Here is a 12,568-nt window from a genome sequence, read left to right on the forward strand (position 1 = left end):
ACCCTGTGGACGGAAGCTGTGGACGACGGCGTGGCGTCCGGCTCCTGACGGATCGGGGAGGGGCGCGCTAGAGTCCGGACCGAGAGACGTTACTCATGGGTAAGGGGTGTGTGGACATGCGGCTCGGCATCAACCTCGGCTACTGGGGCGCCGGCATGGACGGCGACAATCTGGCCGTGGCCCAGGAGGCCGACCGCCTCGGCTACGACGTGTGCTGGGCGGCGGAGGCGTACGGATCGGACGCGCCGACCGTGCTCTCCTGGGTCGCCGCGAAGACGGAGCGGATCGACGTCGGTTCGGCGATCATGCAGATCCCGGCCCGCCAGCCCGCCATGACGGCGATGACGGCGGCCACCCTGGACTCGCTCTCCGGCGGCCGTTTCCGCCTCGGCCTCGGCGTCTCCGGCCCGCAGGTCTCCGAGGGCTGGTACGGCGTGAAGTTCGACAAGCCGCTCGCGCGCACCCGGGAGTACGTGGAGATCGTCCGCAAGGCGATGTCCCGCGAGCGCCTGACCCACGAGGGCGAGCACTGGACGCTCCCGCTCCCCGGCGGCCCCGGCAAGCCGATCAAGCTGACCGTCCACCCGCAGCGCGAGCACATCCCGCTCTACATCGCCGCGATCGGCCCGAAGAACCTGGAGCAGACCGGCGAGATCGCCGACGGCGCCCTGCTGATCTTCCCCTCCGCCGAGCACCTGGAGGAGACCGCCCTGCGCCCCCTGCGGGCGGGCCGCGAGAAGGCCGGCCTGACCATGGACGGCTTCGACGTCTGTCCGACCCTGCCGCTCGCCCTCGGCGAGGACGTCGACGCGCTCGCCGACGTCTTCCGCCCCTACACCGCCCTCTACGTGGGCGGCATGGGCAGCCGCAAGCAGAACTTCTACAACCAGCTCGCCCGGCGCATGGGGTACGAGAAGGAGGCCGCCGAGATCCAGGACAAGTACCTGGCCGGCGACAAGACGGGCGCCGCGGCGGCCGTGCCCCGCGACCTCATCGACCAGACCTCGCTGCTCGGCACCGTCGACCGGATCGCGGACCGGATGACCGCCTACGCGGAGGCCGGCGTCACCACCCTGACCCTCGCCCCCGCCGGCTTCACCCTCGACGAGCGCCTGACCGCCCTGCGCGCGGGCGTCGACGCCCTGGAGCGGGCCGGCCTGGCGTAACGGGGGAGCGGAGGAACGTTCCGCGGCCGTGGTGGGGGCTCGGGGGTCTTCCCCGCCACGGCCGTCATCCCCTTCAACGCGTCACGGGTGCCCCCGGTTACGGCCCCGCACCTCACTCTTTCGGCCGATACCGCCGTGCCCTCCTGTTGCCCGTCGCCCCGGACCGCATTTGACTCGGTCTCCCGGACGCGCGGAGTGCGGACGTCCGCAGGGAGGTGGCAGCGATGCTCACGGCCAAGAGTGTGTTCCAGGAAATCATCGACGACGACGAGGCCTTCCGGCTCTTCTGCTCGATCGCCGCCAGCGGCGAGTCGCAGGGCGGCTGGGAGAACGCCCGGATCGCCGCCCTCGTCGCGCCCGGCATGCGGGAACTCACCCCGAAGATCACCCGCCACGGCGCCGACGAGGACAAACACGGGCGGATCTTCAACGCCCTCATGCGCAAGCGCGGCCTCGACCCCGTCCCCGTCCCGCCGGACACCGACTACACGATGCTCCTGGAGCGGCGCGGGATCGGACTCGCCCACGACAAGCTCCGCCGGGACGAGCCGCTGAGCGAGGAGGACGTCGTCGTCTACCTCGCCCACAGCCGGGTCACCGAGGAGCGCGCCGCCGCCCAGATGCAGCTCCTGGTGAAGTACTTCGGCGACCACCCCGAGCTCGGCAAGGCCATCCGCATGATCTGCAACGACGAGGACAACCACCTCGCCTACTGCCACGAGGAACTGCTGGGGCTCGCCCGCGCGGGCCACGGCCGGCTCATCCAGCGCACCCTGCGCGAGTCCGCGCTCGCCGAGATCCAGGTCTACCGCGACGTCAGCCTCGCCGTCATGCGCCACATGGGCCGCATCCTGGAGTGGCCGAGGGCCAAGGGCGCGGTGCTCGCGGCCGGCATCCACGGCGTGTACGCCTACGAGCGGGCGGCCGGCTGGCACGGCATGGTCGGCCTGCGGATGCCCGAGCGGCTCGACGCCCTCGGCGGCCCCGCCGCCCCCGCCCCCGCCTTCTGAGCGGCCGGTAGCCGTGAGCCGGGCCCGCCGCCCCCGGCTCACAGCCAGTCGCGCCGCTTGAAGAGGCGGTACAGCCCCATCTCGATCCCCGCCATCAGCACGATCACCGCCGGGTACGACCACGTCCAGTGCAGCTCCGGCATGTGGTCGAAGTTCATGCCGTAGATCCCCGCGACCATCGTCGGCACCGCCGCCATCGCCGCCCAGGCCGAGATCTTCCGCATGTCGTCGTTCTGCCGCACCCCCATCTGCGCGAGGTGCGCCGACAGCACGTCCGACAGCAGCCGGTCCAGGCCCTCCACCTGCTCGTTGGCCCGGAGCAGGTGGTCGTTGACGTCCCGGAAGAAGGGCTGCGACTCCTCGTTCACGAAGGGCACGGACCCCGCCTGCAGCCGGGCCGTCGGGCCCGCCAGCGGTCCCGAGGCCCGCCGGAACTCCAGCACCTGGCGCTTGGCCGTGTAGATCCGCTCCGCCGTGTTCGCCGTCCCCGTCCCGCCCGGCGCGAAGACGTCGGCCTCCAGCTCCTCCAGGTCCACCTGGAGCTCGCCCGCCACGTCCAGGTAGTGGTCCACCACGGCGTCGCTCACCGCGTAGAGCACCGCCGTCGGGCCGTGCCGGAGCACCTCCGGGTGGGTCTCCAGGCGCTTGCGCACGGCCGCCAGCGGCGCGCCCTCGCCGTGCCGGACCGTCACCACGAAGGAGTCGCCGAGGAAGAGCATCAGCTCCCCGGAGGAGACCCGGTCGCTCTCCGGCTCGTAGACGACCGGCTTCAGCACCACGAAGAGCGAGTCGTCGTAGACCTCCAGCTTGGGCCGCTGGTGCGCCTTCAGCGCGTCCTCGACCGCCAGCGGGTGCAGCGCGAACTCGGAGGCCACGTGGTCGAACTCGGCCTCCGAGGGCTCGTAGAGGCCCACCCACAGAAAGGCGTGCCCGGAGGTCCGGGCCTCGGCCAGCGCGCGCGAGAGATCGCCGCCGCACTCCGTGCGGCGGCCGTCGCGGTACAGGGCGGAGTCGACGATCACGCGCCGTATTCTCCCTCCGGGTGGGCGGTTCCGCACGCGCGCCTACCCGCCGCGGACCGCCCCACACGCGCGTGCGCCGTGATCCCCGGGCTCGTGGCCCGCCGGCCTCTCCGGGACCGTCCCGCGCGCGTGCGCCGTAGGCTGACCGCCATGGCCACCCTGATCCTCGTCCGGCACGGACGCTCCACCGCCAACACCTCAGGGCTGCTCGCCGGGCGCACGCCGGGCGTGGCGCTCGACGAGCGCGGAGCCGCCCAGGCCGCCGCGCTGCCCGCCCGGCTCGCCGGGATCCCGCTCGCCGCCGCGGTCTCCAGCCCGCTCCAGCGCTGCCGTCAGACCCTCCAGCCCCTCCTGGAGGCCCGCCCGGGCCTCCCGCTCCACGTGGAGGAGCGGGTCGACGAGTGCGACTACGGGGACTGGTCGGGCCGCAAGCTCGCCGAGCTGGCCGGGGAACCGCTGATGGAGGTCGTCCAGGCGCACGCCTCCGCCGCCTCCTTCCCCGGCGGCGAGTCCCTGCGCGCGATGCAGTCCAGGGCCGTCGAGGCGGTCCGCGACTGGAACGCCCGGATCGACGCCGAGCACGGCGAGGACGCCGTCTACGTCCTGTGCTCCCACGGCGACATCATCAAGTCCCTCGTCGCCGACGCCCTCGGCCTCCACCTCGACCTCTTCCAGCGGATCCACGTCGACCCCTGCTCGCTCACGGTGATCCGCTACACCCGGCTGCGGCCCTTCCTGGTCCGCCTCGGCGACACCGGCGACCTCGACGCGCTGATCCCCCGGGAGAACGCCGGCACCGGCGGGGCGGCCGAGGTCGGCGGTGGTGCGGGCGCACCGTGATCCTTCCGCGCAGTAGGGTGGACTCGCCGTTGCAGTAAGACAGTCGACAGTCAAGGGAGCCGGGAGAGTGTCCCGTCAGGTGTTCCTGTACGACCCACCGGAGCGGTTCGTCGCCGGCACGGTCGGGCTGCCTGGCCGCAGGACGTTCTTCCTCCAGGCCTCCGCGTCCGGCCGGGTCACCAGCGTCTCCCTGGAGAAGTCCCAGGTGGCCGCATTGGCCGAGCGCATCGACGAACTCCTCGACGAGGTGCTGCGCCGCACCGGGGGCAACGCCCCGGTGCCCGCCGTCGCCCCCGTCGACGTCGCCGACACCGCCCCCCTCGACACCCCCGTGGAGGAGGAGTTCCGGGTCGGCACCATGGCGCTCGCCTGGGACGGCGAGGAGCAGCGCATGATCGTCGAGGCCCAGGCCCTCGTCGAACTCGACGTGGACTCCGAGGAGGACCTCGCCGCGGCCGAGGAGCGGATGCTCCAGGACGAGGAGAACGGTCCGCCGATGCTCCGCGTCCGGCTCAGCGGCGCCCAGGCCCGGGCCTTCGCCAAGCGGGCCCTGGACGTCGTCAACGCCGGCCGCCCGCCGTGCCCCCTGTGCAGCCTCCCGCTGGACCCGGAGGGCCACGTCTGCCCGCGCCAGAACGGATACCGCCGCGGAGCATGAGCAGCCCCGAGTTCCCGACGGACACCGAGCTGCTCGCCCGTGGTGAGCTGACCGTGCGCGGGCAGGTCCGCGAGGCCTCCAACGCGGTGCTCTACTGCACGGTCGCGCACGAGGGCCGGGAGGCCGCCTGCGTCTACAAGCCGGTCGCGGGGGAGCGCCCGCTCTGGGACTTCCCCGACGGCACCCTCGCCGAGCGGGAGGTCGCCGCCTACGAGCTCTCCGAGGCCACCGGCTGGGGCCTGGTCCCGCCCACGGTGCTGCGGGACGGCCCGTACGGCGAGGGCATGGTCCAGCTGTGGGTCGAGGCCGACCCGGAGGCCCGGCTGCTCGCCCTCACCGAGGACGAGGAGCCGGGCGAGGGCTGGAAGGCCATCGGCCCCGCCGAGGTGGGGGAGGGGCGCACCGCGCTCCTCGTCCACGCCGACACCCCCGCCCTGCGCCGGCTCGCCGTCCTGGACGCGGTGATGAACAACGGCGACCGCAAGGGCGGTCATCTGCTCCCCGCTCCCGACGGCCGCCTCTACGGCATCGACCACGGGGTCTCCTTCCACGTCGAGGACAAGCTGCGCACCCTGCTGTGGGGCTGGGCGGGCCAGGAGCTGCCAGGCGAGGCCACCGCCGTCCTCGCGGGCCTGGGCCGCGCGCTGGCCCCCGGAGCGCCGCTCGCCACCCGGCTGGCGGAACTGCTCACGCCCGCCGAGGTGTCGGCCGTACGGGAACGGGTCGGGGCGCTGCTGGCCTCCGGGCGGCATCCGGAACCCTCCGGGCAGTGGCCCCCGATCCCCTGGCCTCCCGTCTAGGGACCGCACGGTTTCGGCCACCCCCTCCGAGGGCCTCCCGCACCCCTGGGGGGTATGCACACACCTCGCTCACCCGCAAGAGCGCACGATCGGACAAGATTCCGGATCCGGTTCGTATCCGAAACAGCTGTCCGGTTACGCTCGGGTCATGCATGCCTGGCCCGCTTCCGAGGTCCCCGCCCTTCCCGGCAAGGGCCGCGACCTCAGGATCCACGACACCGCGACCGGCGGACGAGTGACCCTCGCCCCCGGTCCCGTCGCCCGTATCTACGTCTGCGGCATCACGCCGTACGACGCGACCCACATGGGTCACGCGGCGACCTACAACGCGTTCGACCTCGTGCAGCGCGTGTGGCTCGACACCAAGCGGCAGGTGCACTACGTCCAGAACGTCACGGACGTGGACGACCCGCTCCTGGAGCGCGCCCTGCGCGACGGCGTCGACTGGACCGCTCTCGCCGAGCGCGAGACCTCCCTCTTCCGCGAGGACATGACCGCCCTGCGGATGCTCCCCCCGCGCCACTACGTCGGCGCGGTCGAGTCGATACCCTCCATCATCCCGCTGGTGGAGCGGCTCCGGGACTCCGGCGCGGCCTACGAGCTCGACGGCGACGTCTACTTCTCCGTCGAGGCCGACCCGCACTTCGGGGAGGTCTCCCACTACGACACCGAGCTGATGCGGCACCTCTCGGCGGAGCGCGGCGGCGACCCCGACCGCCCCGGCAAGAAGAACCCGCTGGACCCGATGCTGTGGATGGCCGCCCGCGAGGGCGAGCCGAGCTGGGACGGCGGCAGCCTCGGCCCCGGCCGCCCCGGCTGGCACATCGAGTGCGTCGCCATCGCCCTCGACCACCTCGGCATGGGCTTCGACGTGCAGGGCGGAGGCTCCGACCTGATCTTCCCGCACCACGAGATGGGCGCCTCGCACGCCCAGGCCCTCACCGGCGAGTTCCCCATGGCCAAGGCGTACGTGCACGCCGGCATGGTGGCCCTGCACGGCGAGAAGATGTCCAAGTCCAAGGGCAACCTGGTCTTCGTCTCCGCGCTCCGCCGCGAGGGCGTCGACCCGGCCGCCGTCCGGCTCGCCCTGCTCGCCCACCACTACCGTGCCGACTGGGAGTGGACCGACCGGGTCCTCCAGGACGCCGTCGACCGCCTCGACCGCTGGCGCGCCGCGGTCTCCCGGCCCGACGGCCCGTCCGCCGACGCCCTGGTCGAGGAGGTCCGCGCGGCCCTCTCCGACGACCTGGACGCCCCGGCGGCGCTCGCCGCGGTCGACCGCTGGGCCGCCCGCCAGGAGGCGGACGGCGGCACCGACGAGTCCGCCCCCGGTCTCGTCTCCCGCACGGTCGACGCGTTGCTCGGCGTCGCGCTCTAGCGGTTTCCGGAAAATCCGGCAGAAGACGGAAGGAGGGAGGGCCCGCACGTGCGGGCCCTCCCTCCTTCCGTCACCGCCCTCAGTCCTCGTCGCCCGTCTCGGGCTCCCCGGCCCGGTCGGGCCGCCCGGCCTCCCGCTCCGGCGCGGCTCCCGCCTCCGGTCCCGGTGCGGCCTCGGGTCCCGGTGCGGTCTCCGGTCCCGGCGCGGTCTCCGGTCCCGTCCCGGCTTCCGGTCCGGTCCCCTGCTCCTGCGCGGACTCCGGCTCGGGTCCCGGCTTCGGCGGGCGGGCCCTGCCGCCGCCCGGATCCCGCAGGTACGAGGTGTCACCGCTCTCGGTGGCCAGCCCCGGACCGGCGCCCGCCGGCCCCGCGCCCGGATCGCGCCGGCGCAGATAGCGCTCGAACTCCCGGGCGATGGCCTCGCCGGACGCCTCCGGAAGCTCGGCGGTGTCCCGGGCCTCCTCCAGCGTCTGCACGTACTCGGCGACCTCGCTGTCCTCGGCCGCCAGCTGGTCCACCCCCACCTGCCAGGCCCGCGCGTCCTCGGGCAGCTCCCCCAGCGGGATCCGCAGGCCGATCAGGTCCTCCAACCGGTTGAGCAGCGCCAGCGTCGCCTTCGGGTTGGGCGGCTGCGACACGTAGTGCGGCACGGCCGCCCACAGGCTCACCGCCGGCACGCCCGCGTGGGTGCACGCCTCCTGGAGGATGCCGACGATGCCCGTGGGGCCCTCGTACCGGGTCTCCTCCAGGTCCATCGTCCGCGCCAGGTCCGGGTCGGAGGTGACCCCGCTGACCGGCACCGGGCGGGTGTGCGGGGTGTCGCCGAGCAGCGCGCCGAGGATCACCACCATCTCCACGCCCAGCTCGTGCGCGAAGCCCAGCAGCTCGTTGCAGAAGGAGCGCCAGCGCATCGACGGTTCGATGCCCCGGACCAGGACCAGGTCGCGCGGTTTGTCGCCGCCGATCCGGACCACGGAGAGCCGGGTCGTGGGCCAGGTGATCTTCCGGACGCCGTTCTCCAGGAACACCGTCGGGCGGTTGACCTGGAAGTCGTAGTAGTCCTCGGCGTCGAGCGCCGCGAAGACCTCGCCCTTCCATTCCCGGTCCAGATGAGCGACCGCGGTGGAGGCGGCGTCGCCGGCGTCGTTCCAGCCCTCGAACGCGGCCACCATGACCGGGTCGATCAGCTCGGGTACCCCCTCGAGCTCGATCACCCAGCGCCTCCTTCTTCGAAGTTCGTGTCGTACGGACCAACCTTACGGCTTCCCGGTCGTCCGGCCGCAGTTCCCGGACGCGCCCGAGAACCCGCGCGGCGCTGATCGACTACCCACGAACGAGGCCTCGCACACGGGTCCGTCACACCTCCCAGAGGGTGCTCGGCGCCTCCTTGCGCAGCACCGGCGCGATCTCCTCGGCGAACCGCTCCAGGGTCTCGGTCTGCTCGGCCGTCGACTGTCCGAAACCGTCCACCGTCACCGACTGGAGGTCATGCCCGTAGTGGGCGTGGAAACCGAGGATCTTCTCCGCGATCTGCTCCGGGGACCCGATGAGCTGCGGGCCGCCCGCGACGGCCTCCTCGATCGTGCGGAACGGGGTGTTGTAGCCGGCCCTGCCCTCCAGGTGCGGCCGGAAGCTCTGCGCCACCTTCGCCTCGTACAGCTCCTTGTAGCGGCGCACGGCCTGCTCGGGGGTGTCCGCGATGAGCAGCCCGCCCGAACCGGCCGCCACGCGCGCGTGCGCCGGATCGTGTCCGTACGCCTCGAACCTCTCGCGGTAGTGGGCGATGAGCCGCGCGTACGCCCCGAGCGGCTGGATCGCGTTGGCGGTGAAGAGCGGATCGCCGTGGCGGGCGGCGAGTTCGGGGGAGTGCAGGCTGGTGGCCGAGCCGTGCCAGATCCGCGGCGGACCGGCGTACGGCCGGGGGATCGTCGTGACGCCCCGGAGCGGCGGCCGGGAGTCCCCGTCCCAGTCGACGTCCTCCTCCGTCCAGAGCCGGCGCAGGAGCTCGTACTTCTCCTTCTGGAGCTCCCACTGCCGCTCCTCGTCGAGGCCGAAGAGGTCGAAGTGCCCGGCCTCCGCCCCCTTGCCGACGACGAGTTCGAGCCGCCCGCGCGAGAGCTGGTCGAGGGTCGCGTAGTCCTCGGCGACCCGGACCGGGTCGAGGATCGCGACCACGGTGACGCCGGTGAGGAGCCGGATCCGGGAGGTGCGGGCGGCGAGCGCGGCGAGCAGCACGGTCGGCGCCGAGGAGAGGAAGGGCCCGGCGTGTCGCTCGCCGATCGCGTACGCGTCGAAGCCGAGCCGTTCGGCGGCCTCGCCGAGCGCCACGACCTGCTCCAACCGGTCGGCCGCGGAGGGAAGTCCACCGGTGAGCGGGTGCGGGGAGTGGGGGACGATCGAGAGCACCTGAAACTTCATGTCCCCACTCTGCGCGCCGAGTGTTGCGGCGGCGTGGCCGCCGCGTGGCACGCGCGCGGGAGGGGCGGCCCCTCCCTCCCCGGAGAAGACCGCCCCTCCCGCGCGGGGGTCACCGCTTCGCGCGCAGCATCGCCTCGACCTCGGTGCGGATCCCGTCCGTGGCGAGGCCGCGGATGGTCAGGGTGGTGCGGCGGCGCAGCACGTCGTCGGCCGTCTCGGCCCACTCGTGGTCGCGGGCGTAGGCGACCTGCGCCCAGATCTCCGGGGCGTCCGGGTGGATCCGGCGGGCCAGCTCGGGGTTCTCGTTCGCCATCCGGGCGATGTCGAAGGAGAGCGAGCCGTAGTGGGTGGCCAGGTGCTTGGCGGTGTCGGCGGCCATCCGCGGGCCGGGGGCCGGACCGTCGACGAGCAGCCGGTGGGCGACCGCGTTCGGGTTGGCGATGCCGGGGAGCGGCAGCCGCTTCGGGAGCGTGGAGACCGACTCGTAGTCCTCGCCCAGCGGGTGGCCGGGGAGCGCCTCCAGCTTCTTCATGATGGTGCGGCCGATGTGGCGGAAGGTGGTCCACTTGCCGCCCGCGACCGACAGCATCCCGCCGCGGCCCTCGGTGACGACCGTCTCCCGCTTGGCCTTGGAGGTGTCGCCGGGTCCGCCCGGCAGCACCCGCAGACCGGCGAAGGCGTAGGTGATGAGGGAGCGGTCGAGCTGCTGGTCGCGGATGGAGAAGGCGGCCTCGTCCAGGATCTGAGCGGTGTCCTTCTCGGTGACCGAGACCTCGCCGGGGTCGCCCTCGTACTCCTCGTCGGTGGTGCCGAGCAGGAGCATGTCCTCCCAGGGGAGGGCGAAGGTGATCCGGTACTTGTCGATCGGGGTGGCGAGCGCGGCCTTCCACGGGGCGGTCCGCTTGAGGACCAGGTGGGCGCCCTTGGAGAGGCGGATGGAGGGGGCCGCGTTCGGGTCCTCCATCCGGCGCAGGTGGTCGACCCAGGGGCCGGTGGCGTTGAGGACGAGCCGCGCGGTGACGCCGAACTCCTCGCCGGACATGCGGTCCCTGAGCTCGGCCCCGGTGACCCGGCCGCGGGTGAAGCGGAGCCCGGTGACCTCGGCGTGGTTGAGGACGACGGCGCCGGCCTCGACGGCCGCGCGGACCGTCATGAGCGCCATGCGGGCGTCGTTCATCTGGTCGTCGCCGTAGACGGCGACGGCCTTGAGGTCGTCGGTGCGCAGCTCGGGCACGTCCTGGGCCGCCTTGGCGGGGGAGAGGAGGTGGCCGACCCCGTCGCCGAAGGCGGAGAGCGCGGAGTAGGCGAAGACGCCGGCGCCCAGCTTGGCGGCGCCGTGCGGGCCGCCCTTGTAGACGGGCAGGTAGAAGGTGAGCGGGTTGGACAGGTGGGGGGCGACCTGCCGGGAGACGGCGCGCCGCTCGAAGTGGTTCTCGGCGACGAGCTTCACGGCACCGGTCTGCAGGTAGCGCAGGCCGCCGTGGAGGAGCTTGGAGGAGGCCGAGGAGGTGGCGCCGGCGAAGTCGCCGGCGTCCACCAGGGCCACCCGCAGACCGGACTGCGCGGCGTGCCAGGCGGTGGAGATGCCCAGGATGCCGCCGCCGATCACCAGGAGGTCGTACGTCGCCTTGGCAAGCTGCTCTCTGGTCTCGGCGCGGGTCGGAAGCGAGCCGGCGGCCGGGTGCGTCCCGAGGGCGGGAACGGTCTGCGGGGTGGTCATCTCGGTCTACTCCTCGTCACTTCTCTTCTTCGAGCCAGCCCATGGAGCGCTCCACGGCCTTGAGCCAGTTCTTGTACTCGGCGTCGCGCTTGTCGGCGTCCATGCGCGGGGTCCACTCCGCGGCACGGCGCCAGTTGGCGCGCAGCGCGTCGGTGTCCGGCCAGAAGCCGACGGCGAGGCCGGCGGCGTAGGCGGCACCGAGGCAGGTGGTCTCGGCGACCATCGGGCGCACCACGGGGGCGTCCAGGAAGTCCGAGAGGGTCTGCATCAGCAGGTTGTTGGAGGTCATGCCGCCGTCGACCTTGAGCGCGGTCAGCTCGACGCCGGAGTCCTTGGTCATGGCGTCGGTGATCTCGCGGGTCTGCCAGGCGGTGGCCTCCAGGACGGCACGGGCGATGTGCGCCTTGGTGACGTATCGGGTGAGGCCGGCGATCACGCCGCGGGCGTCGGAGCGCCAGTACGGGGCGAAGAGGCCGGAGAAGGCGGGCACGAAGTAGGCGCCGCCGTTGTCCTCGACGGAGGAGGCCAGGGTCTCGATCTCGGCGGCCGACTTGATGAGGCCCATCTGGTCGCGCATCCACTGGACGAGCGAGCCGGTGACGGCGATGGAGCCCTCCAGGGCGTAGACCGGCTTGGCGTCGCCGATCTGGTAGCCGACGGTGGTCAGCAGGCCGCTGTAGGAGTTGATGATCTTGTCGCCGGTGTTCATCAGCATGAAGGTGCCGGTGCCGTACGTCGACTTGGCCTCGCCCTCGGCGAAGCAGGTCTGGCCGAAGAGGGCGGCCTGCTGGTCGCCGAGCGCGGAGGCGACCGGGACGCCGTCGAGGACGCCGCCCTTGACCGTGCCGTACACCTCGGCGGAGGAGCGGATCTCGGGGAGGACGGCGGCCGGGATGTCGATCGACTGCAGGATGCGCTCGTCCCACGCCATCTCGTGGAGGTTCATCAGGAGGGTGCGGGAGGCGTTGGTGACGTCGGTGACGTGGACGCCGCCCTCGGTGCCGCCGGTGAGGTTCCAGATGACCCAGGAGTCCATGGTGCCGAAGAGGATGTCGCCCCGCTCGGCGCGCTCGCGCAGGCCCTCGACGTTGTCGAGCAGCCAGCGGACCTTGGGGCCGGAGAAGTAGGAGGCGAGGGGGAGGCCGGTCTCGCGGCGGAAGCGGTCCTGGCCGACGTTGCGGCCGAGCTCCTTGCAGAGGGCGTCGGTGCGGGTGTCCTGCCAGACGAGCGCGTTGTGGACGGGCTCGCCGGTGTTCTTGTCCCACATCAGCGTGGTCTCGCGCTGGTTGGTGATGCCGATGGCCTTGACGTCGGCGGCGGTGATGCCGGCCTTGACGATGGCGCCGGCGACGACCTCCTGGACGTTGGTCCAGATCTCGGTGGCGTCGTGCTCGACCCAGCCCGGCTTCGGGAAGATCTGCTCGTGCTCCTTCTGGTCGACCGAGACGATCCGGCCGTCCTTGTCGAAGACGATGCAGCGGGACGAGGTGGTGCCCTGGTCGATGGCGGCGATGAACGGGCCGGCGGTGTGGGCGTCGGTCACGGTGTGCTCCTGGG

11 protein-coding genes are annotated in these 12,568 nt (G+C 72.7%); 6 read left to right on the top strand and 5 right to left on the bottom strand.

The window, feature by feature from the left end; genetic code table 11:
• Positions 1-116: 116 nt before the first annotated feature.
• On the top strand, positions 117-1,166 hold the full coding sequence (locus tag IE287_RS15740) for an LLM class F420-dependent oxidoreductase (protein WP_189849676.1): 1,050 nt from the start codon (positions 117-119) through the stop codon (positions 1,164-1,166).
• Positions 1,167-1,390: 224 nt separating this feature from the next.
• Entirely contained in the window at positions 1,391-2,176 is a 786-nt protein-coding gene (locus IE287_RS15745; protein ID WP_189849677.1) for a ferritin-like domain-containing protein, read from the top strand.
• Positions 2,177-2,214: 38 nt separating this feature from the next.
• On the opposite strand, the gene corA is transcribed toward IE287_RS15745, so the two are convergent.
• Positions 2,215-3,207 (bottom strand): magnesium/cobalt transporter CorA, encoded by a 993-nt coding sequence (gene corA, locus IE287_RS15750; protein WP_189849849.1) that lies wholly within the window; start codon positions 3,205-3,207, stop codon positions 2,215-2,217.
• Between the two features lie 141 nt (positions 3,208-3,348).
• Between corA and IE287_RS15755 the strand changes: the two genes are divergently transcribed.
• The 4 genes from IE287_RS15755 to mshC all read left to right on the top strand — a co-directional run bounded on the left by IE287_RS15755 (position 3,349) and on the right by mshC (position 6,874).
• Complete coding sequence (locus tag IE287_RS15755; RefSeq protein WP_189849678.1) at positions 3,349-4,038, top strand: histidine phosphatase family protein; 690 nt, start codon at positions 3,349-3,351, stop codon at positions 4,036-4,038.
• 67 nt (positions 4,039-4,105) lie between these two features.
• The gene (locus IE287_RS15760) at positions 4,106-4,696 is read left to right on the top strand and encodes a DUF3090 domain-containing protein (protein ID WP_189849679.1); all 591 of its coding nucleotides are present in this window, start codon (positions 4,106-4,108) and stop codon (positions 4,694-4,696) included.
• Entirely contained in the window at positions 4,693-5,496 is an 804-nt protein-coding gene (locus tag IE287_RS15765) for an SCO1664 family protein (RefSeq protein ID WP_189849680.1), read from the top strand. Before IE287_RS15760 ends, IE287_RS15765 begins: the two co-directional genes overlap by 4 nt.
• 148 nt (positions 5,497-5,644) lie before the next feature.
• Positions 5,645-6,874, top strand: coding sequence for a cysteine--1-D-myo-inosityl 2-amino-2-deoxy-alpha-D-glucopyranoside ligase (gene mshC / locus IE287_RS15770; RefSeq protein ID WP_189849681.1), 1,230 nt, complete (start codon positions 5,645-5,647; stop codon positions 6,872-6,874).
• Between the two features lie 79 nt (positions 6,875-6,953).
• Here mshC and IE287_RS15775 read toward each other — a convergent pair whose 3' ends face one another.
• From IE287_RS15775 to glpK, 4 genes are all read right to left on the bottom strand, one after another.
• Complete coding sequence (locus IE287_RS15775; protein ID WP_189849682.1) at positions 6,954-8,087, bottom strand: PAC2 family protein; 1,134 nt, start codon at positions 8,085-8,087, stop codon at positions 6,954-6,956.
• A gap of 142 nt (positions 8,088-8,229) precedes the next feature.
• Positions 8,230-9,291: an LLM class flavin-dependent oxidoreductase gene (locus IE287_RS15780; RefSeq protein ID WP_189849683.1), complete on the bottom strand. Its 1,062-nt coding sequence runs from the start codon at positions 9,289-9,291 to the stop codon at positions 8,230-8,232.
• A gap of 109 nt (positions 9,292-9,400) precedes the next feature.
• On the bottom strand, positions 9,401-11,011 hold the full coding sequence (locus IE287_RS15785) for a glycerol-3-phosphate dehydrogenase/oxidase (RefSeq protein WP_189849684.1): 1,611 nt from the start codon (positions 11,009-11,011) through the stop codon (positions 9,401-9,403).
• Between the two features lie 16 nt (positions 11,012-11,027).
• Complete coding sequence (gene glpK, locus IE287_RS15790; protein ID WP_189849685.1) at positions 11,028-12,554, bottom strand: glycerol kinase GlpK; 1,527 nt, start codon at positions 12,552-12,554, stop codon at positions 11,028-11,030.
• Between the last annotated feature and the right edge of the window lie 14 nt (positions 12,555-12,568).

The organism is Streptomyces omiyaensis, assembly GCF_014650895.1.
GTDB classification, from domain to species: domain Bacteria; phylum Actinomycetota; class Actinomycetes; order Streptomycetales; family Streptomycetaceae; genus Streptomyces; species Streptomyces omiyaensis.